Below are 20,825 nucleotides of genomic sequence, written 5' to 3'. Positions count from 1 at the left end.
TATACAGTAGGAAGTTAATAGCACCCTTGCCTTGTATCAAAACCACTATCTTTAGTTTGGTGCTTCCTAAATTTTTAATTTTTAATTTTTAATTGGAGCGAAGCGACCATGACCCCACCAATTGTTAAGCGCTATCTTATTGCTTTTGAAAAATACAAGTGGATTGGACTAGCTAGTTTTGGTTTAGTTGTTGTGGGGTCAACGGTGGTGGCTATGCAGCCAGAGCCACCTACTAACTACATAGCATCTGCTGCACTAACCTATGCGGGGCCACCAGTTTCTTTCTCAACAACTGGTAGTCAAATCCAACAACAAGGAAAGGAACTAAATGAAGATGTTTTATTATCAAACCAGATAATTGCGACAGTGGCACAGAAAGTAAATGTTAAACCGAAACAACTCGGTACAAGTATTGTGCTTACTTTACCTAAAAAAAATGCCAGGACTGGAGAATTTGAAACGAGTATTTTTGACCTGAAATATGTAGATAGTGACCCCAAACGAGCCATAGAAGTATTGTCAGAATTGATGCAATTAATGATTAAGTTGAGTAGTGACATCAATACTGGGCGATTACAAGCAATTATTCAAAAGATTAACGATCGCTTACCGCAGGCTAAACGGGAATTGCAAATCGCTGAAAAGAAATTGGAACAGTACGATCGCATTGAGCGAACAGCAATATTGGCAGCAGAGAATGGCAGCTTGTTAAGCGCCATTACTGCCAGCCAAAATCTACAACGGCAAATGCAATTAACTATTTCTGGGGTTGATGGTCAAGTTCGCAGTTTACAAAATAAGTTAGGCTTAACAGTGGGACAAGCTTATGTTTCTTCTGCTTTAAGTGCCGATCCAATTATTGGGAACTTACGAGCGCAAATTTATCAAAGTGAAGCACAAATTGCTGTACTCAAAAAAGATTTGCGGCCAGGACACCCAACGATGATTCAGTTGCAGCGTCAGAAACAAGCGGCTGAAGAATTGCTGCGACAACGAGCATCTGAGGTACTAGGTGGCGATGGAGTGGCGGCTCCGCTTCAGGGTAGCGTTGCAGGTATTCGCACCCAAAGTAGCTTAGATCCTGCCCGCCAGCAATTAGCAAACCAAATGGTGTCTTTGCAAACTCAACGAGAAACACTACAACAACAGCTAGTTCAAGAAATCCAACAAGAAGCACGACTACGGCAAGAGTATTCTCTGATACCCAATAAACAATTAGAGCGATCGCGTTTAGAACAAGAGGTTGGACTCAAAAAAGCCATCTATGACCAAATGCAGGTGAAGCTAACCGATGCTAAAACCGCAGAGGCAGAAACTACCAGCAGCCTTAGCATTGCCAGACGGCCTACAGCTGCTCCCGACATCAAACCCCCTAAGAGTGTACCTATTACCCTGGCTGTGGGCGGTTTCTTAGGTATGTTAATTGGTGGTGGGGTAATATTTTTACTGGGATCGCTGGAAGGGACTTTCAAAACCAGAGAGGATATCCGCGAAAGCCTCAAGCAACGGGAAGTGGCAGTGTTGGGAGAATTGCCTTTAATGCCAGTTGATGATTTGCCTCAAGAAGCACTGCCAGCAATACTTTACGCAGATTCTCCTTATTTAGAATTTTATGAGAAGTTCCGCAGTAATCTGCGCCGAATTGGTGGTAAAAATTTAAAAGTGGTGTTGATTACTAGCACCAGTAGCCTAGAGGGTAAGACGGCAAGTGCTTATAATTTGGGTATAGCTTCTGCCCGGGCTGGCAAAAGAACCTTGATTATCGAAACAGATTTGCGATCGCCTTCCCGTTGTACATCTCTGAATGTCATTCCTGACCCCGAAGCCACAATTGAACCCCTACGTTATTACGCTAACTTAAGTGAATGTATCCGTTTAGTTCCTGATGTAGAAAATTTATACATTCTTCCTAGCCCTGGGCCTGTCCGCCAATCTGCTGCTATTCTTGAATCTAGCGAAATGCGCCGATTGATAGAAGATGTGCGCGAACGTTTCGATTTAGTTATATTGGATACTAGCTCTTTAAGTATATCTAATGATCCTTTACTAATCCAACCCTACAGCGATGGAATCGTATTAGTGGCGCGACCACACTATACAGAAGAAAATATGCTAGGTGAAGCGATCGATCAATTAGTGGAAGCTGAACTGGGGTTATTGGGAGCAATTATCAATGGTGCTGATATTGTTGTTTCTGTACCTGAACCAATTACAGAAGAGCCAACATTTATATCTGAGGCAGAAGAATCTGAAGGGGTTTCGGCGAGTGCCCATAAAAACTAATAATTTCCTTAATAGGAAATTCCAACGCTTCGCTTTCCCATAGATGGGTAAGCAGACGATACGCAGAAGTTTAACAACGAAAAAATCATTCGCTATGAATTTAGAAAATGCTGTATTTAGTCCTGCCTAAATAAGCCAAACAGGGGAGCAAGAATTACCCCAAAAACAAAACCACCAATGTGTGCCCAATAAGCAACTCCACCACTTTGCACAGTCATGTGAGCGGCTGTTTGCAGGCTAGCAAGACCAGATATCACGTTCTGCACAAAGAAAAGTCCAATTATAAATAGTGCTGGAATTCTGATTGTGGTGATAAAAATCCCTAAAAAAACTAAGGTCATTACTCTTGCGTGTGGAAAGCGGATAATATACGCACCTAAAACCCCAGAAATTGCGCCACTTGCTCCCAAAGAAGGAATCTCAGAATTCATCCCAATAAACCATTGGCACAAGGCAGCTAAAGCACCACATACCAAATAAAAAATCAGATATTTGGCATGACCTAATCGATCTTCGATATTGTTGCCAAAAACCCAGAGAAACAACATATTCGAGATTAAGTGCCACCAACCGCCGTGTAAAAATTGTGATGTAAATAATGTTATCCACTCTCCACTCAAATTGGTGGTTAACTCTTGAGGTACTACCGCATACTCACTTAAAAACTGACTCAATTGTGCATTTGACAGACTCACCTCGTGAATAAAAACTACAATATTCATGCCAATTAACCCGTAGGTTAAATACGGGGTGATTCGCGTCGGATTTTCGTCGTAGAGGGGAAACACAAGTGTTTTTCCTAAATTATTGGCTAATTGCAATATAACTTGTAAGGCTAGCAGTTGCGAAGCTTAAGCAATTTCACCTCTAAAATTAATTATTCTGATCGAAAGTCCCAACAATAAATCACTGATACCAAGATTCTTCCTGTGATTTATCGTTAAACAAACCCAACAATGGGCCGAGAATTGCCCCAAAGATAAAGCCGCCAGCATGTGCCCAATAAGCAATACCACCGCTTTCCATACCGATGTTAGTAGGTGTTTCGAGACTAGCTAGCCCGTAGAAGGCTTGTTCGAGAAACCAAAATCCTAAAAAGAAATATGCCGGAACACGGAAAGTCGGGAAGAAAATCCCTAAAGGCACTATGCCAAGAACTTCAGCGTTGGGAAAGCGGAGAATGTATGCTCCGAGAATGCCTGCGATCGCACCACTTGCACCCAAAGATGGAATACTAGAATCTTGAGCAAAGAACCACTGTGTTAATGATGCCAAAACACCACAAGTTAAATAAAACAGCAAATATTTGGCATGGCCTAACTTATCTTCAACGTTGTTACCAAAAATCCAGAGAAACAGCATATTGCCAGCTAAGTGCAAGAAACCGCCGTGCAAAAATTGTGAGGTAATCAAAGTTGCCCACTCTGGAACTGGTTGATGTACGGAGATACCACCAAAGCTTAAGGTGAGTTCTCGTGGAACTACAGCCGCAAGGTGCAAAAATCCATTTAATGCTTGTGGGGGAAGACTAGCTTCATAAAGAAAAGCGAGGACGTTGGCAGCAATGAGTCCATAAGTTACATAAGGCGTGATTTTTGTCGGATTATTATCTCTAATGGGAACCACGGGCGTTTTTTCCTGATTTTAAGACAGCAATATCACAATACTGAATAATGCAAGTAGTTTCTTCTACCTCGTGGATGGATTTGGCTTTGTAATTAGCACTTGTATTAATGAGGCAGCGATTATGTGATAAACGTACACTTAGAGTACACTGCTGCTTGACCGCAAAACTTATCGTACTCGTCTAGAAGATTCCAGAGAATGCCATCTTGGATCTCAAAGCGTTTACCAGTGCTGGTGATCCGCACACCAGAAAAATAGCTAAAGCCTTTAGTTGCTGCTTCTGATAATAAGCGATCGCGTTCTTCCTGAACTACCTCTTCAGCTGATTTCCGGGAAGGCATTTTAGTAAAGTCTTCCCAGGAAAGCTCCCATAGTTCTAGCGCTTTGCGATTACCATAGTTAAAAATTGGATCGCACTCAGTGCCGTGAGAAACTAAAGCAAAGGGCGCTTCAAATAGCGCTTGTGCTGTTTCAAGTGGTGAACCATTGACATCCAGTAAAGAATTTCCTGTCCAATGCTGAAAACTATTTATTAGGTATTGGCTGTGGAGAATAATTGCTTCTTGCTGCCAAGGAAACTCAATCACACTAGTCATGGCAAAGTTAAATATAACGCCAAGCATTTAGTATGACAAAAATTGACTTATTTTAGGGATTGACGAGTTCAAACAAGGCTGAAAATATTCTATTTTATTTATGTATCCTAGTTAGGAAAACCTATGTTTTTTTCAAACTCTCTAGAAAATCAACTCCAGCGCTGGAACGAAACCATTCGCAATCAGCCGAAAAATCCCAATGCTTACATTCGTCGAGGCATGGTTAACTTTCAGCTTGCCAAAATTGATGAATCTATTCAAGATTTTGACATGGCAGAACAATTGGATGCCCGGATTAAACCCTACCTCTGGCAACGAGGATTATCCTATTATTATGCAGAAAGATTTGCTGAGGGCGCTGAACAATTTGAAATAGATTTGACAGTGAATGCTCAAGATGTAGAAGAGACAGTATGGCGATATCTCTGCATAGCTCGTTTGTTAGGTGTTGAAGAGGCACGTCATTCTTTACTCACTGTGAAAAATGATCCACGACGGATCATGCAGCGCTTATATGATTTGTATGCGGGAGATTGTACACCAGATGATGTTTTAACTGTAGGTCAATCAGAAGGGATAAAGGGAAATTTTTACAGTCATCTTTACTTGGGATTATATTACGAAGTTGAGAAGAATGTTGATATAGCTCAGGAATATATAGTTAAAGCTGTTGATAATTATAAAATTGATGATTATATGTGGTACTTAGCGCAGGTACACAAGAAGTTACGAGGATGAGCTAAGGTTTCCTGAGATAAACTACCAGTGTTTACAGGTTGGTACAACTATTTCTCCGTTCATTAAAGACAATAAATTCTCGGTTCATCTGTTTGTCAAGGTAGAAACGTAGAATATTCTCAACATCAACCGTATGTTGGAGTGCATTGTTAGGCTGGCAAATGCTAATCTCAGCTATACGCTTTTGCGGTAAGATTTTATCGTTGAACTGAGAGTTAAGTTATTGTGATACCTGAAAATGCTGCTACCGCTATCATAAATGCAACTCCAATAGCATGTAAACGAATTAATAAAATGTCCCGTGTCCTTCTGAAAACCCGAGGAGGTAGAAGAGGGAGCGGCATGGGTTCTCTTTTAGAAGCTCTTTGGGGATTCTACACTAACCAAGTTTTATTAAAAGTTGATCCTGAATCATACGCCTATGAATTAGGATGGTTCTCCGATCATGGTTATAACGATTTCGCTTGTGTTTTGAAAGATACTGAATGGAATTCAGATACACGTTTTGGTGAGTTATTACGGATTGAGGCAAAATCAATGAATGTTCTAGCTGATGAATCTAAGGGACACTTTGATGAATTGATTGATAGACTTGGCAATGAAGATTTATTGCTCATTCTTATTTGGACTTGGGAGACAGTAAATACAGCTATTTCCCAACAGGTCTACCCACATATTCTTGATTATTTTATTGGCAAAGCTCAATCAGTAGCTTTTCTTCGAGATGCTCTACATTTAGCTCGTGGTGGTTCCTTTGTAGACAGAAATTCTTGTCCTGATGGTTGCGCTCCTGTAATTTGTAAACATCACGGTGAACCACTCAATGCAAATGGAACACGAGAAAGGCTTTCAGGGCCAAATTCATGTCGTGCTGCAAACGTCTCCTACGCAGCAAATTTTGGTGGTTTAGTTCGGATGATCAAAACAGATTCAGATTCCGCAAGACAAGAATTTCGGAGAATTCGAGCTTCTGATGATGCAGTGCATAACTATATCTCGTTTATCCATAGAAATTATCCTGATGAGGAAGTCAATCAATATTTAGCAAAGGATTGGAAAATCCTTGCACATAATTTAGGAATACAAACAGTAGGTTTGCCCAAAAAAGAAATCATCAATTTAATCAAAAAAAGATCCTCTAACTATCGAGATCAACTTAGATTAATTTCATAACTTTTATAGCAAAATCTCAGAAGGTTTTTCACCATGCTCAAGAGCATGAACAACGGTATCTACGATTTTCTGAGGAAGCTCAGATAGCTCAATTGATAACTTACGCCGATATAAATTCTTATGAATTAAAAATTTTTCGTAATCTTGCTGTATTTCAATGGGAGGTAAAGGTATTTCTATTTCTAGTAAATCTTGAACTTGAATGCGAGGAAGTGCAGAGCCAGTTTGCAAATTTTGCACATACTGTTGAACATATTGTGATGCAAGTGTAGCCCTTAAAAAATTTGGTAAAACCTTATCCAAGTTAGGCATTAGAATATAAAACTCGCCGGAACAAATTCCGCTCGAAGCAGGCTCTTCCGCCAAATAAACCTTGTTCAGATAAGGTCTAAGTCTACCGTAAAGAATATCTCCCTTCTGAAAAACTTTTGACCTGGAACGGATCTCTCTTCCGTATTTTGGACGAAAATCAATTAAATCGCCAGTCAAAGATTGTATATTTTCAAGTCCTACATAATTTAAAAGCTTATCTGGATTAACTTGAGGATTTAGTGTTTCCTTACGCTCAGTCACAATTTCTTGAAGGGATACTAGCTGAAATATGCTATTAGATAGATTAGTTCCTTGATTACAAAAAAACTCCACTTTCCAACAAGATTTTTGCTGAAACTCAGCTATTGAAGCTGCTCCAATCCACATCATTTACCACCCTTTTTTTGAAATAAAATGCTGAAACTCTTCGACGATTTTGTCAAATTCTGAAGTATCTTTTATACGTCCAGCAGCATCATAACCAATATTATCAATCCGAGACAAGAAAATAGAGTAATTTTGCTCTCGTTTATCTTCTTTACGCCACTTACGAGCAAAAATAATACTTGTTTTAATATTTGCCCCAAAAGGAGAAAAAGTTTCAATGGGAAGGCTTATGATCGCACGTATTTTGGTTTCTTCTTGAAGCCAATCTCGCACATATTTAGAACTTCGATTGGCGAGAATTCCATCAGGTAAAATAATACCAATTCGTCCACCTAGTCTTAAAAATTTAATACTCCTCTCAATGCCTAATACTTCTAGAGGACAAGTTTTTCTCCCCTTAGCAAAATGAGATTCACCTATTTGTGAAATAGCATCTGATCCAAGTAATGAACCAAAGGGCGGATTAGTCAAAATTAGATCAAATGAATTTGATTGTAGATCGGGATAGTTTGAAAATTCTAATAGAGCATCTGTACACCTGATATTACTATGTCCATCACCTTGAAGACGCATATCAGTCATCGCAATGCGAACCATTCGATCGCTCTTCTCAATACCATGTAGCTTGCCAAATGCAAATTCATGCAATAGTTTTTCTACTCCAAACTGATTTTGGTCTCTTACAAACTGTAAACAAGCTGTCAAAAAGTGTGCTGAGCCACAAAATGGATCAAGAATTAGTTCAGAAAGCTGAGGACGGGCTATGTCGACCATGAACCGTACTACTGGAGCAGGTGTAAAGTATTGCCCCATACCTGCACGGATGACAGGATTAATAACTTTTTGAAATGCACGCCCTTTGACATCTGTATCGGAATGGCTGATGTCATAGTTTTGAAGAACTTCTATAACTTTGACCAATGCTGGGCTAGAAAGACGTAATTTTGTATTAAATACTCCACGCGAACGTTTGTAAGCGGGAATTTTAAGGCTGAAGACCCTTGTATCATATTCAGTTGCTTCAAAATACAAAGCTCTTATAACTGCTGCAAACTCCTCGGTTGAACCATATAAAAACTTTTGCAAACGATATGCCTCATCTACCTTTGTCATCTCCTCATCATATAACTTTACATATAGAATCTTACATACTTCATCAAGCGCTTCATCTGCATGAAAGCCGTCAATATCTCTGATATGACTATGAATTTCAAATAAAACGTTCTCAACATGTTCTGACAATATTGACAATTTATTCTGAGTATCAATACTGCCAATAGCTATATTTAGCTTTAAATTAGATGAGGACTCTGGCTCAGAGTAAGCTTCAATATCAACAATGTATTCACATTTGTCACTATCAAATCGACGGCGTAAAAATTTAGTCCCTTGCTCTGTTCCATCAGTTACGATTCCTAGCCCAGCAAAATTGCTTTTTGTAAGAATTGAAACTAGGCTATTTTCCGCCTTTGTTAATTCGGTTTCTTCACTGATAGAAACCCATAGGAAAGGTTCTCGACTGATTGTTAATAAGCAGATTCCAAAAAAGTCTTCAACAGTTAAGTCCAAATTTTTAGAATCAACCAGACTAATTCGATTTCCTAACCAATTAGTTGGATAGTTATAGCTTTCAAGAAGTTCTCGGAGTATCCACTGGCGTTTAGATTGTTGAGAGTGGCTTTGAACCCTTAGACAAGTTTCTTCAAGCAGCCAATCATCGGGACGTATCAGGTAAAAGCTTCTGAGACGCGGCATCATCGTATAACTTTAAAGAGCGGCGGACAGCTACGCTTGCTTACGTAACCAGCATAAGTATTATGCAAGCTTGACAATATGTCAATCAATTTATGACTGGGTGTCAAAATATTTTGCAATACGATATTCTAGCCATCCTCATCACTCATCTATTTAATTATCGGTGGCTTCAGTTTCAAACTGCACTTAGCGGTACAAATAGACGTAGGCGTAGTCTCTTGTAGACATTGCTATTTTCATATCCACCGAATTGCTACCCTTACCAATTTTATCCCGCAGGTGCTTTCTGGCGATCGCCTCAGCCAGTTCAACCTTGTGTATAACTGTTCTTAATCTTAGGAAGTAAGCCTTCTAAATCTGCCTTCCAATGTGCATTTCAACCTCAAACTGTAGATTCGTAGGCGTGTCTATCTATGTTATCACTCATCTATTCAATTATCGGTGGTTTCGGTTTCAAATTGCACTTGGCGGTATAAAGGGGCGATCGCAATTTCTACATCCACCGATTCTAGCCGCAATATATCGCCCAAATTATACTCCGACAACACCCATTTTCCCTGTTCGTTGCGCCGAAATACTTCCACACCAGGTTGAGCTACTTGTACTAAGACATATTCTTGTAAGGTTGGAGATTGGCGATATTTAGCAAACTTTTTCCCCCTATCGGCTGCTTCTGTTGAAGGTGATAACACTTCGATAATTAAGCAGGGAAATTGTATTAATTGTGGATTGGTATCTCGCTCGTCGCAAGTCACCACTACATCTGGATAAAAATACTTTTGCCCCGGTTCTACCTGCACCTTTACATCTACAATGTATACTTCACAGGAGCGATCCGCTAGGGAATCGTCTAGAAGCTTAAAGAAATTTGCAGAAATCCGATTATGGTTGCGTGTGGCACCACTCATCATCACAACTTCGCCATCCCAATACTCGTAGCGTTCCTCTTGCGTAGGTTCCCAAATCAGATATTCTTCTGCACTCATCAAAATGTTGTCAGGTAAAGCAACCATCGATGCGATCTCTTAATGATTTACTTTTTTAGGATAGCCAAAAAAGGTCATTATCTTGATTGCTACCTTGACCCAGCACTAACGTTCCAGCATTTTATTCCGTAGGTGTTTAATGCGATCGTGTGTAAGAATCGCTATTATAGGCGGTTATGCTTGTTAGAAGTGGCATCTACTTTTCAGATGTGCAGCAAATTAAGTGATCGCCTCCTAGATTTTTCGCAATAATTCCCGAATAGCGATCGCACAATCACCAAAAGCTAAAGGTGAAATTGTCACATCCTCTGCAAGTATGCTCTCGCTATGATAGCCATCTGGACTAGGGAGACGATACATATACAATTTACGTCCATTGACATCTAAAATCCAGTACTCAATAATCCCTGACTTAGAGTATGCGATCGCTTTGACTTCGCGATCGTACTTGAGACTGGAATCAGCTATTTCAATCAGTAAAAATACTTCGGAAGCATTGGGATGATGATCCTCATAATCTAATGGATTCAGCTTCACCACTGAAATATCTGGCTCTGGTTCCGAGTAATCGTCAAGTTGCACGGGTGACTGGATTCTTAATAAAATCTTGTCACCCAAACGTTGACGTAATAACCTTTCTGTGCGGGTAATCGCTGATTCGTGAGCAGTTCCTTTTGCTGACATTCTGATGATTTGTCCCGCGATTAATTCTAAGCGTTCTTCAGGATGAAAAATCCCCGTTTCCGCCATTTTGTGATATTCCTGAACACTAATTAGGCGAATATTGGTCAGCATAATATTTACGTTAACGTCCCAGCATTTTATCCCGCAGATGCTTAATGCGATCGCGCAATTTAACCGCCTCTTCAAATTCCAGTTTCTTCGCCGCCTCTTTCATCTGTGCTTCTAACAGAGTAATCAACCCTGGAATCTGTTCTAATGGCAGTTCATCTATATGTTCATCTACAACTTTCAAGTCTGTTGCATTCAACCGCCGAGATACATCTAAAAAAGACAAAATCGCATTACTTGATTTTTTTACAATCTGTTGTGGTGTAATCCCATGCAGTCGATTATGTGCCGTTTGGATACCACGCCGCCTGTCTGTTTCATCAATGGCTTTAATCATGCTACCTGTCAGGTTATCGGCATACAAAATTGCTTGTCCCTGAACGTGACGCGCGGCTCTACCAATAGTTTGAATTAAGGAACGCTCGGTTCTCAAGAAGCCTTCTTTATCTGCATCCATAATTGCTACTAAGGAAACTTCGGGTAAATCCAAACCTTCCCGCAGCAAATTCACACCAACTAATACATCAAATGTACCATCGCGTAAGTTCTGCAAAATCTCAATGCGCTCAATTGAATTAATCTCGGAATGTAAATACCGTACCCTTATACTATGGTCTTGCAAATATTCAGTTAAATCTTCTGCCATGCGTTTGGTTAATGTGGTAACTAACACTCGTTCATGGCGATCGGCTCTATCTTTAATTTCTCCCAATAAATCATCAATTTGTCCTTCTGTGGGACGTACAGAAATTTCTGGATCGACCACCCCAGTTGGTCGAATTACTTGCTCAACTACGTGATCTTCAGAAACTTCTATTTCCCAATTTCCCGGAGTTGCGGAAACAAAAATACACTGATTCACCTTTTGCCAAAATTCTTCAGCTTTTAATGGACGGTTATCAGCAGCGCTAGGAAGTCGAAATCCATGTTCAATTAAAACTTTTTTTCTCGCTTGATCGCCGTTATACATCCCACGGATTTGTGGCACGGTAACGTGAGATTCATCGATAACTAATAGCCAATCTTTGGGAAAATAATCAATTAAACATTCTGGTGCTTCTCCAGCTTGTCTTCCTGCTAGGTGACGGGAATAGTTTTCAACGCCGTTGCAATAACCTACCTCGCGGAGCATTTCTAAGTCATAGCGTGTACGTTGATCTATGCGTTGCGCTTCTAATAGTTTCCCAGCTTGTTCTAAATCTAGTTTTTGCTGTTTTAACTCGGCTGCAATGTCATTACAAGCTACTTCTAACCGTTCTTCTGGGGTGACGAAGTGACGCGCGGGGTAGACATTCACCGCTTCCAAACTTTTGAGGATTTCACCTGTTACAGGATCGATATAGCGAATTGCGTCAATTTCATCACCAAAGAATTCGACACGAATAATTCGGTCTTCATAAGCTGGGCCAATTTCTAAGACATCACCACGGACACGAAATTTTCCCCGACCCATTTCTATGTCGTTGCGGCTATATTGAACATTTGCCAAATCCCGTAAAATTTGGCGTTGATTTACTTCCATACCAATCTGAAGGGGGATGGCAGCTTTGAGATATTCTGCTGGCATTCCTAAACCGTAGATGCAACTGATGGAAGCAACGACAATGACATCACGGCGTTCAAAAAGCGATCGCGTCGCTGAATGCCGCAACATATCTATTTCATCATTAATTGCTGCCGTTTTTTCAATATAAGTATCGGTAACGGGAATATACGCTTCTGGCTGATAATAATCGTAGTAGCTGACGAAATACTCGACTGCGTTGTTAGGAAAGAAATCTCGCAACTCGTTACAAAGCTGGGCCGCCAGGGTTTTGTTATGCGCCAAAACTAAAGTAGGCTTGCCAATTTTCTCAATAACTGCTGCTACCGAAAATGTCTTACCAGTTCCTGTGGCTCCTAGTAAAGTTTGGTAACGGTTGCCTGATTGGATACTAGCAGTTAATTGTGCGATCGCTTGTGGTTGATCGCCTGTGGGACTAAAGGGAGCTTGAAGACAAAATTCTGTCATACAGTTTTGCTGGAAATACCCGATCTCATGGTGACGATTTCGCCCTGTATCTATTCTAGCTGGCTTATTAAACTAAATAAATGGTAATAATTTTTTACAAAACTTATTAATTAAAGTTTACTTATATATCAGTTTTAAAGATACTTATATCTATGTGAGGTTTTTTAAGGTTAAACTCTAAAGATATATGGGAAAAAATTTCATCTTTCCTTAATTATTGTAAAATTCAATTAACAAACCAGAGGTCTTCGTTTATGACTATTAGCAACGCTGGCAAAGCAACCAGTTCTCGGCAAAAGTATGCCAAGTCTACAGAGGAAGTTGAAAATCAACAAGACCAGAGCTTGAATGCTGAGAAAGTTGAGGAAGTTACTGAACTGCCAGTGGGGGCTTCTGGGACACTAGCTATTTCTGGAATTCGTCCCATAGGCGCTAGCGACTTAGAAGTTGCTGAACACCTTTCAATTTCTGGGGTGCGTCCTGTTAGCACCAGTACATTAGAAGTAGTTGAAACCTATAATGCAATGGGTATTCGTCCAATTGGCGCTAACACATTTCAAGTTGTTGAAAGTATAAATCTCTCTGGGATTCGTCCAGTTGCCTCAAGTTCATTGGCAATTACTGAAAGTTATTCCACCTTCGGCAATCGTCCGATAGCACCAAATGATATTGACAATTCTGAAAGCCTGATGGGTTTTCTAGACTAAAAAACAAATATCCTCATAACTTTATTAACCCAGTTTCATAGAGAAACTGGGTTTTTAGTTAAAGAGTCAAAAGTATAAATGACAGTATTTACACTTCTTCTATGTCTTTTAGCATAGGTAACTAAACTGTTCTTACTTTATTTTATATTCAATCAACACCCAGAATGCTTGCTACAAATAGTTTCCTGAATTTTTAATTTTTAATTTTTAATTTTTAATTATTTAATATGTCTTGTGGTGGAAGGCTGTAGTAAAAACTTTAAGCTACCTTGTAAAAGTAATCACAAGAAGAGATTTTATTTCAAAGTTAGTCTATAGCTTTGAAGTAAGTTTTTCATTAAATAAGGAGTTCAAAATGAGTATAGAAGATCGCGCAAAGGCAGCTGCTAAAAATGTTGAAGGTAAAGCTCAAGAAGCATTAGGCAATATCACTGGAGATCCAGAAGATAAAGCTAAAGGTAAAGCAAAGCAAGCTGAAAGTGAAGTACGTCATGGAATTGAAGACGTAAAAGATAATGTCAAGAAAAACATTGACTAGCAATCCATATTTTTTGCAGAAAATCTAGGGATATGAATGGGGTGGATTCCATTTCTGCAAAAATCTCTGAATTGTTCGAAATTCAATGGCATAAACCTTTCTGATGTTCTTAGCAAACATTGAAAGAGAAAGGTTTAGCGGAATTTGCAAAACTTTTATAGAGACGTAATAAATTACGTCTCTGTATCACATAATCAATTTCTAAAAATAAAACAATAATATTGTATGAATTCCAATCTTATAAATGCAAGTAAATAATTTTGAGCTTGGAGGATGAGTAAGAGATTAGGTGGGTATTACCCACCTTTATTTTTGCTTATTAAAATCAGCCAAATATTGATCGCTCAACGGCAATGTTTTCAATGGGACTAACTGCCGCAACTTTGCCCTGAAAATTATTCAAAATATCAGAAAGTTATAGTAATATACCACAGGGATTAACTATCTTCAGCTACATCTGATTGTCAACACCCTTAAATTTACAATCGATAAGAATATACCGTGAGTCTAAATCTTTATTTCCTCCGTCACGGACAAACAGAATGCAGTCGCAATAATTCCTTTTGCGGTTCCATAGACTCAGAACTTACGCCAGAAGGCTTGCTTATGGCAAAGGCTTTTGCTGACGCATATAGTTCTATGGATTGGACAGCAATATTTTGTAGTCCAATGCGGCGAACTGTATTGACAGCAAAACCTTTGTGTGAAGCAATAAAGATAGAACCACAACTCAGAGATGGTTTAAAGGAAATCAATTATGGTGAGTGGGAAGGAAGAACGCCAGAAGTAATTAGCCGTGAATATCATGATGATTATATTCGCTGGTCAGCAGATCCGGCTTGGAATGCTCCTACTGGTGGAGAAATGGCTGTGACAATTGCTTCTCGTGCGTTGCAGGTAATTGAAGAAATTAAACAAAATTATAGTAGTGGGAATGTTTTAGTTGTTTCACACAAAGCAACTATCAGAATTATTCTGTGTAGTGTACTGGGGATTGATGTGGGACGCTTCCGTTTTCGTTTGGGATGTCCTGTTGCTTCGGTGAGTATTGTAGAATTTAGCTCACATGGGCCACTGTTAAAGGTTTTGGCAGACCATAGTCATTTGGATAGCCGTTTGCGAAATTTACCTGGGACATGAGGGAGTTAGGAGAGACGCGATTAATCGCGTCTGTACAATATTATTTTTACCATTACTCTGACTGGCTATCTGGCTCAGTGTATTTGCAGAGAACATTTATTCCAATTTTGATAATGTATAACACGACAATTGTGGCGATCGCACCATCAATTGGTATTCCATGCACTGCTGCAACGGCAACCAGGGAGCCAATGATGCTGTTGAGCAGAGAAGAACTACCAGGATTCTTGGTGTATTCTTTGATTGTGCCCCGTAAACCATCATCACCACAGATTTCCGCGCGGATTTCGTCGAGAGTCAGTTGCAAAATAGATTTTTTGCCCCGACTATAATCTGTTGTGCCGACTTTCTCTTGCCAGAGTGCATCAAAACTCGCTTCTAGATTGCCGTTGTGTTGTTGTAGGGTAGTAAGTGCATGTTGCGCTGGGGTGTCGTTTGGCAGAAGTTGTTGAAGTTCTTGGATTTCGACAGGGGTTAATTGGGCATTCATATATATTTGACTTAAATATTTATTGAGTATTTGTTAGTTCCTGAATCAATTCTTCAGGTGTGATAATTCTGGGGGTAGCAACTGGAAAATCTCTAGGGTTGCGAGTAATAATAGCATCTAAGTGATTGAGTACTGCACTGCTGTATTGAATAGCGTCTTCAAAATCTCTAAAGTTAGCAGTTAATGCCATGTTGATTGTGGTACTGTCTACTGTTGCGACTTGACAGAAGGTTACAATTCTATTTAAAAGGGATAGAGCAGATGCTCGACCTTTATCTTTCCGAATGATGTAGTAGAGGTCACTAAAAGTAGAAGCAGAAAGATAACCTTCTATTTGTTTTTGATAAATAAATGAGAATACTTGTATAGTATTGCTGTAAAAGGGATGGCGTTCAAGAGCAAAATCCAAAATTATATTAGTGTCTAGTAAGACTCTCACAGATTATGTTTCTCCCTCAAATATTCCCATTTGGCTTGGTCGGGGTCAAAATCTGAAGGAGTCGGCTCTGTACTTTCCAACCACTCTTTCAAAATGGGTATAGAGCATTCCACTATTCTTTTTTGCTTTTCAGGCTGGGACTGAATTTGATTTTCTCTAGAACTTTCCAAGGATGGAACTGGCTTCAAAATAATTACTTCTACCGTCCCAGGAGCAATATTTAGAGGTTCGTCAATAATTAAGTTACCGGATTCATCAATTGTGGCGTTGAGCTTGTAGGCTTGCATATTGATTTTCCTCATCTATATATTATTAAATAATATTTTAGGCAATTTCACAGATTATGTTTCTCTTTTAAAGCTTCCCATCTAGCTTGGTCTGGGTCAAAATCAGAAGGTGTAGGTTGTGTTTTTTCAAACCAGCCTTGCAAAGCTTTGATTTTTGTTTGTCTTTTCGGCTTCTCTGGCTGTGACTCAAAGGATGGAACTGGCTGCAAAATAGTACCTGAATCAACGATCGCAGTTAGAAGTGAATGTCTTGTAGTCACCAACATTACAACATTAAGTCTTAACGCTATAACATTAAGGCTTAACGCTATAACCTTAAGTCTTAACCTTATAACCTTAAGGCTTAACGTTACAACATTAAGGCTTAACCTTATAACCTTAAGGCTTAACGCTACAACATTAAGGCTTAAGGTTACGACATTAAGGCTTAAGGTTACAACTTTTTGACAAAAGCTTATGCGATCGCTCTTTAGGGTAGTGCGGTTTGTGCGATCGCTTGTAATACTTTAAGCAAAACTTATTTCAGGTGCTGCGAGATCCCCGACTTCTTCAAGAAGTCGGGGATCTGAATCAAACTAGCTCATCTCGCGCTGCCCAAATTGCCTCGCGTAGCTCTCCAGCGCACTCTTCACCCGTCGCCTCGTGCCAAATAACTTGAAATTGGCTTTCTCCTAACTGCTGGAGCATACGCCCTAAATCATTGATATAATAACCAATCGAATCTTGAATATGCTGTAAACCAATGGCTAACCCACGAATGTAAATTTGCAAAGCCTCAGCGTAATTTTCTTGAGCTTCTAAAACCTTTCCCCATTGACTTAATGTTACTGAAGCTTTAAGCCAATCACAGAATTGTTCAAAAACTCCCCAGGCTTTTTGATAATAGTTAATTGCCACATCAAACTGCATCTGCTCTTGGGCTACTCTGCCTAGTAGATGATAATCATCCGCAGCACTATATAAATCCCTAGCATCTTCAAAAATATTCAGCGCCTTGTTGTAGTAATCAACAGCCACATCAAACTGCCTCTGCTCTTGGGCTATCCTACCCAATTGATGATAATGATCCGCAGCACTGTACAAATCTCCGACATCTTCTTTTATCTTCAGTGCCTTTTTATAGTAATCAACAGCCACATCAAACTGCATCTGCTCTTGGGCTACCATGCCCAATTGATGATAGTTACTAGCAGCAGTATACAAATCCCCTGCATCTTCAAAAATCTTCAGTGCTTTTTTGTAGTAGTCAACAGCCACATCAAACTGCCTCTGCTCTTGAGCTATCACACCCAGGTTATGATAGTCACGAGCAGCACTGTACAAATCCCCGACATCTTCCTTAATCTTCAGTGCCTTTTTGTAGTAATCAACAGCCACATCAAACTGCCTCTGCTGTTGGGCAACTACACCCAGGTTATGATAGCTACTAGCAGCACTGTACAAATCCTCGGCATCTTCAAAAATCTTCAGCGCCTTTTTGTAGTAATCAACAGCCACATCAAACTGCCTCTGACCTTGGGCTACTACACCCAGTTGCTGATAGTCATGAGCAGCCATATACAAATCCCCAGCATCTTCAAAAACCTTCAGTGCCTTGTTGTAATAATCAACAGCCACATCAAACTGTCTCTGTTCTTGGGCTATCCTACCCAATTGATGATATGCACCAGCGGCATTGTATGAATTCCCGGTATCTTTAAAAATCTCCAGTGCCTTATGGTGGTAATCAACGGCCATATCAAACTGCCTCTGCTTTTGAGTAAGACAGCCAAAATTCTGATTAATTGTAGCAATTTTGCCATTTACTGAGGAATCGTTTACAGCTATCAGTTCATCCAGAATTTCCTGATAAATTTTCCTCGCTTCCTCCAAATCAAAGTTTTCAGCGGCTTCTTTTGCATCCACACTCCGCAGATACATCCAGAAATCCAAAGCATCTTGACCCTTTGCTTTTGCATCTGCTAAGTGAATGCCTATTTGGTTTAGCGCCCGTTGTCGCACTGATTTAAATTCGGGTTTGCGCCCTAAGCGCTCATACACATTTGCCAAGGCTCGCAGAATCGATTCTGCATAAGCCCATTTCTGTTGCTGTTCACTAAGGCGCAAGTTTTGCAACAGATTTGGTTCTTCCACTTGCAGCACAAAATTTGCCAGTTCTGCATTGCTGATGAGTTCTTTTTCATAGTGAGTAGCTAAATTAGCGTAGAAAATCAGTAACTTTTTTTCGAGTTCATTAATTGCCTCCTGGGAAGCCATTGTGTTTAACTGCTGACGCAAATACCAAGGTAGTAGTGGGTGAACTTTGTGAATAGTCTCACCCAAATATTGCAAAATACCTGCGGCAGCGGCTTCATTGAGAATTCTTATCCAATCAGGTTTTTGCAAGTTCTCTCCAAACACCGCTTGATAAGCTTGTCCAAATTCATTATCAGGACTTTGTGAAAACTGATACAGCCAATGTGCATCAACCCGATCGCAAAACAACCCCAAAAATGGTAAATGTCGTCGTGTACGTTCCGACAACTTGGCAAAAGAATAATCCAACGACACAGTAAGAGATTTTTCTCTACCTTCTTCCTCTTGTCCCTTAAAAGTATCCAACCCCCGCCGCAACGCCTCAATTAACTGCACGGGTGTCTGCATTTTTAAATGCGGCAACACCACCCGCAAAGACAACGGATGTCCCCCCAACAATTTCAACAATTCCAAATACTCTGCTGCTAAGTTTTTTCTCTCCACACCCACCGTTTGCAAAATCTTCGCGGCTAATTCTTGGGCATCCGTTTGAGACAACCCCCGCAAATTGATTAAACTATACCCACAATCTAACCAAGGTTCTTCGCGGCGACTGGTAATTAATACCCAAGATTTACCACCCCGCAATTCCTTAAGAAACTGCTTCAGCTTATTTCTCTCTTCCCCACTCAATAATGGTTCATTCCCCGTAGGGAAACCGTTGACAGGTTCAAAGTTATCCCAAATCAACAAACAAGGATGAGTTTGCAGATATTGCCGCACCACATCCTCTTGCTTATCTGGCATCATTTGGGAAAATCTCTCACCTCCTAACGCCCTACCAATTTGGTTAATTACCTGACTCAACCCCGCACCCTGTTCAAAGGAGGTGAAGAACATACCGCCTGTACGTCCTTGAGTGTCATCTAACCATCGGGCGAAACCTGCGGCTAACTCAGTTTTACCAACGCCGCCCATTCCCTGCACCAAAACCAGATGATTTTGCCGAAATGCTCTCTCTAAACGCAAAATCTCATAATCTCGCCCAATAAAACCATAAGCACTTTCATCAGGTAAACCTACAGCTTTGCTGCTTTCTGAAGTGTTGTCTGTTTGCGCCATCAAATCGGCAAAACTGGGTACGGTCTTTTTAGGAACAAAAGGCGTGTAGGGTTCTTGCTGATACAACACCGGCACAAGCCAATCTTGTAAAGGTAAATTTCCTTTGGGACTGGGGCGCATTTTGTCAATAGACATGGACTTACGCCCTGCTGCAACTGCTGTGGCGATACACTCTCCCCTGACTAATTCCCCATACAACCGCCCAATAAAGTGTTCTGCACCTTTGGCGTAAACTGAATACGCCATCGCTACCACACCCTTAGCCCCCAATTTCACCAACTGTCCCGCCACAGAAGAAAAAGCTTCTTCGCCTACTTGTCCAGACTTGCAAGCATTCAGCACAAAAATTGGCACACGGCAATCTGTTAAATATTGGGCAATTTCCCTAGCGCTGACAGCTTGCTCATTTCCCTGTTCGTCCTCAAAGACTAAAACTCCCTGTGTCTCGCTGTCAAAATTTCCATGTCCATCAAAATGGACGATATGATAAAAACCCTTATTCGCTTGCAGTTCTGCCTCAAATGCTTTCAAGCTAGGGGGACGCAATACCTTAAGATTGACTCGCTGACGTATCGGTTGCAGCGCCGCCAGCAGGGGACGGGCAATGGTTTTAAACCCAACATCTTGCTCATCGTCAGGACGGGCAATAACTAGTAAAATATTCAGTTGGTCATCGGGCATTTTTGGCAATGGTGCTTTTACGCCCTGACTACTGAGACTGCGATACATCCCCGCCAGTGAAGGTGCAAGAAATTGATAATCGGGGGAATATAGCAATTCCCAAGGCAAATTCAGCACTTCGGCGTTATCAGAAATGATGCCCAGTTCACAGTTATCTAGCCCTTCCCGTGTCGCTTCCTGAAAAAACTCTCTTCCCTTCTCTGTACTGCGAAATACTAGCTCAAATAAATGTTGTCCCCAATGCTGTAATTTTTGTTCAATTTTTACAGCGTTATCAGGAAAAATACCGTAAGGAAACTTTAGATAATCTTCTAAATACCAGCGCAACTCAGCCGCGTTTTCTTCATCGAAGGGTTGCTGGAAGGCGACTTCTGGCGCAAAACGAGGACTTTCATATCCGCGTTGCCAAGAAAGTCGGATTTTGTCGTTTTGATGCGTAATCCGCAACCAATTTTGCGCCATAGCTACTGCCAACACTAGTTAATGTGATGCTACCTTATCCTAGTCATTCACGCGGAGGTTAGCTG

General features: G+C 40.4%; 19 protein-coding genes. 6 read left to right on the top strand and 13 right to left on the bottom strand.

Translation table 11 applies throughout. The annotated features are described in order from the left end of the window. Nucleotides 1-108: 108 nt before the first annotated feature. Nucleotides 109-2,283: a polysaccharide biosynthesis tyrosine autokinase gene (locus tag RMZ41_RS14550; protein WP_322642953.1), complete on the top strand. Its 2,175-nt coding sequence runs from the start codon at nucleotides 109-111 to the stop codon at nucleotides 2,281-2,283. 116 nt (nucleotides 2,284-2,399) lie between these two features. Here RMZ41_RS14550 and RMZ41_RS14545 read toward each other — a convergent pair whose 3' ends face one another. The 3 genes from RMZ41_RS14545 to RMZ41_RS14535 form a co-directional block, all read right to left on the bottom strand. Next, nucleotides 2,400-3,071 (bottom strand): rhomboid family intramembrane serine protease, encoded by a 672-nt coding sequence (locus tag RMZ41_RS14545; protein ID WP_322642952.1) that lies wholly within the window; start codon nucleotides 3,069-3,071, stop codon nucleotides 2,400-2,402. 118 nt (nucleotides 3,072-3,189) lie between these two features. Further along, nucleotides 3,190-3,909 (bottom strand): rhomboid family intramembrane serine protease, encoded by a 720-nt coding sequence (locus RMZ41_RS14540; RefSeq protein WP_322642951.1) that lies wholly within the window; start codon nucleotides 3,907-3,909, stop codon nucleotides 3,190-3,192. A 119-nt stretch (nucleotides 3,910-4,028) separates the two neighbouring features. After that, entirely contained in the window at nucleotides 4,029-4,505 is a 477-nt protein-coding gene (locus tag RMZ41_RS14535) for an MEKHLA domain-containing protein (RefSeq protein WP_322642983.1), read from the bottom strand. A 123-nt stretch (nucleotides 4,506-4,628) separates the two neighbouring features. On the opposite strand from RMZ41_RS14535, the gene RMZ41_RS14530 reads away from it, so the two are divergent. Then, nucleotides 4,629-5,243, top strand: coding sequence for a hypothetical protein (locus RMZ41_RS14530; RefSeq protein ID WP_322642950.1), 615 nt, complete (start codon nucleotides 4,629-4,631; stop codon nucleotides 5,241-5,243). 225 nt (nucleotides 5,244-5,468) lie between these two features. After that, nucleotides 5,469-6,416: a hypothetical protein gene (locus RMZ41_RS14525; protein WP_322734490.1), complete on the top strand. Its 948-nt coding sequence runs from the start codon at nucleotides 5,469-5,471 to the stop codon at nucleotides 6,414-6,416. Nucleotides 6,417-6,419: 3 nt separating this feature from the next. Here RMZ41_RS14525 and RMZ41_RS14520 read toward each other — a convergent pair whose 3' ends face one another. From RMZ41_RS14520 to uvrB, 5 genes are all read right to left on the bottom strand, one after another. Continuing rightward, complete coding sequence (locus RMZ41_RS14520; RefSeq protein WP_322642948.1) at nucleotides 6,420-7,118, bottom strand: restriction endonuclease subunit S; 699 nt, start codon at nucleotides 7,116-7,118, stop codon at nucleotides 6,420-6,422. Further along, on the bottom strand, nucleotides 7,119-8,873 hold the full coding sequence (locus tag RMZ41_RS14515) for a class I SAM-dependent DNA methyltransferase (RefSeq protein WP_322642947.1): 1,755 nt from the start codon (nucleotides 8,871-8,873) through the stop codon (nucleotides 7,119-7,121). It abuts the gene before it with no gap. Nucleotides 8,874-9,301: 428 nt separating this feature from the next. Continuing rightward, nucleotides 9,302-9,883 (bottom strand): Uma2 family endonuclease, encoded by a 582-nt coding sequence (locus RMZ41_RS14510; protein WP_322642946.1) that lies wholly within the window; start codon nucleotides 9,881-9,883, stop codon nucleotides 9,302-9,304. A 207-nt stretch (nucleotides 9,884-10,090) separates the two neighbouring features. Next, a complete protein-coding gene (locus tag RMZ41_RS14505; protein WP_322642945.1) occupies nucleotides 10,091-10,651 on the bottom strand; it encodes a Uma2 family endonuclease in 561 nt (186 codons plus the stop codon). A 10-nt stretch (nucleotides 10,652-10,661) separates the two neighbouring features. After that, the gene (gene uvrB / locus RMZ41_RS14500) at nucleotides 10,662-12,659 is read right to left on the bottom strand and encodes an excinuclease ABC subunit UvrB (RefSeq protein WP_322642944.1); all 1,998 of its coding nucleotides are present in this window, start codon (nucleotides 12,657-12,659) and stop codon (nucleotides 10,662-10,664) included. A 254-nt stretch (nucleotides 12,660-12,913) separates the two neighbouring features. On the opposite strand from uvrB, the gene RMZ41_RS14495 reads away from it, so the two are divergent. The 3 genes from RMZ41_RS14495 (at nucleotide 12,914) to RMZ41_RS14485 (ending at nucleotide 15,044) form a co-directional block, all read left to right on the top strand. Then, nucleotides 12,914-13,366 (top strand): hypothetical protein, encoded by a 453-nt coding sequence (locus tag RMZ41_RS14495; RefSeq protein ID WP_322642943.1) that lies wholly within the window; start codon nucleotides 12,914-12,916, stop codon nucleotides 13,364-13,366. Nucleotides 13,367-13,721: 355 nt separating this feature from the next. Beyond that, nucleotides 13,722-13,904: a CsbD family protein gene (locus RMZ41_RS14490; protein ID WP_069070399.1), complete on the top strand. Its 183-nt coding sequence runs from the start codon at nucleotides 13,722-13,724 to the stop codon at nucleotides 13,902-13,904. Between the two features lie 501 nt (nucleotides 13,905-14,405). Beyond that, nucleotides 14,406-15,044 carry a histidine phosphatase family protein gene (locus RMZ41_RS14485; protein WP_322642942.1) on the top strand — a complete coding sequence of 213 codons (639 nt, stop codon included), beginning with the start codon at nucleotides 14,406-14,408 and terminating at the stop codon, nucleotides 15,042-15,044. A gap of 52 nt (nucleotides 15,045-15,096) precedes the next feature. Here the strand turns inward: RMZ41_RS14485 and RMZ41_RS14480 are convergent, their stop codons facing one another. The 5 genes from RMZ41_RS14480 to RMZ41_RS14460 all read right to left on the bottom strand — a co-directional run bounded on the left by RMZ41_RS14480 (nucleotide 15,097) and on the right by RMZ41_RS14460 (nucleotide 20,760). Beyond that, the gene (locus RMZ41_RS14480) at nucleotides 15,097-15,534 is read right to left on the bottom strand and encodes a hypothetical protein (RefSeq protein ID WP_322642941.1); all 438 of its coding nucleotides are present in this window, start codon (nucleotides 15,532-15,534) and stop codon (nucleotides 15,097-15,099) included. Nucleotides 15,535-15,553: 19 nt separating this feature from the next. Continuing rightward, nucleotides 15,554-15,973: a type II toxin-antitoxin system VapC family toxin gene (locus tag RMZ41_RS14475; protein WP_099103870.1), complete on the bottom strand. Its 420-nt coding sequence runs from the start codon at nucleotides 15,971-15,973 to the stop codon at nucleotides 15,554-15,556. Then, on the bottom strand, nucleotides 15,970-16,260 hold the full coding sequence (locus RMZ41_RS14470) for a hypothetical protein (protein WP_322642940.1): 291 nt from the start codon (nucleotides 16,258-16,260) through the stop codon (nucleotides 15,970-15,972). The genes RMZ41_RS14475 and RMZ41_RS14470 overlap by 4 nt, the downstream gene beginning before the upstream one ends. Before the next feature lie 47 nt (nucleotides 16,261-16,307). After that, a complete protein-coding gene (locus RMZ41_RS14465; RefSeq protein WP_322642939.1) occupies nucleotides 16,308-16,520 on the bottom strand; it encodes a hypothetical protein in 213 nt (70 codons plus the stop codon). 310 nt (nucleotides 16,521-16,830) lie between these two features. Then, nucleotides 16,831-20,760, bottom strand: coding sequence for a tetratricopeptide repeat protein (locus tag RMZ41_RS14460; protein WP_322642938.1), 3,930 nt, complete (start codon nucleotides 20,758-20,760; stop codon nucleotides 16,831-16,833). Nucleotides 20,761-20,825: the final 65 nt, after the last annotated feature.

This window comes from Nostoc sp. DedVER02 (assembly GCF_034530675.2).
GTDB lineage: Bacteria > Cyanobacteriota > Cyanobacteriia > Cyanobacteriales > Nostocaceae > Nostoc.
The sequence above is the reverse complement of the archived record's forward strand: the minus strand, read 5'-3'. Positions and strand labels throughout refer to the sequence as shown.

Coding starts and splice junctions, on each gene's coding strand:
- RMZ41_RS14550 (WP_322642953.1), top strand. CDS start 109: ATGACCCCACCAATTGTTAAGCGCTATCTTATTGCTTTTGAAAAATAC.
- RMZ41_RS14535 (WP_322642983.1), bottom strand. CDS start 4,505: ATGACTAGTGTGATTGAGTTTCCTTGGCAGCAAGAAGCAATTATTCTC.
- RMZ41_RS14530 (WP_322642950.1), top strand. CDS start 4,629: ATGTTTTTTTCAAACTCTCTAGAAAATCAACTCCAGCGCTGGAACGAA.
- RMZ41_RS14520 (WP_322642948.1), bottom strand. CDS start 7,118: ATGATGTGGATTGGAGCAGCTTCAATAGCTGAGTTTCAGCAAAAATCT.
- RMZ41_RS14515 (WP_322642947.1), bottom strand. CDS start 8,873: ATGATGCCGCGTCTCAGAAGCTTTTACCTGATACGTCCCGATGATTGG.
- RMZ41_RS14510 (WP_322642946.1), bottom strand. CDS start 9,883: ATGGTTGCTTTACCTGACAACATTTTGATGAGTGCAGAAGAATATCTG.
- RMZ41_RS14505 (WP_322642945.1), bottom strand. CDS start 10,651: ATGCTGACCAATATTCGCCTAATTAGTGTTCAGGAATATCACAAAATG.
- uvrB (WP_322642944.1), bottom strand. CDS start 12,659: ATGACAGAATTTTGTCTTCAAGCTCCCTTTAGTCCCACAGGCGATCAA.
- RMZ41_RS14495 (WP_322642943.1), top strand. CDS start 12,914: ATGACTATTAGCAACGCTGGCAAAGCAACCAGTTCTCGGCAAAAGTAT.
- RMZ41_RS14490 (WP_069070399.1), top strand. CDS start 13,722: ATGAGTATAGAAGATCGCGCAAAGGCAGCTGCTAAAAATGTTGAAGGT.
- RMZ41_RS14480 (WP_322642941.1), bottom strand. CDS start 15,534: ATGAATGCCCAATTAACCCCTGTCGAAATCCAAGAACTTCAACAACTT.
- RMZ41_RS14470 (WP_322642940.1), bottom strand. CDS start 16,260: ATGCAAGCCTACAAGCTCAACGCCACAATTGATGAATCCGGTAACTTA.
- RMZ41_RS14460 (WP_322642938.1), bottom strand. CDS start 20,760: ATGGCGCAAAATTGGTTGCGGATTACGCATCAAAACGACAAAATCCGA.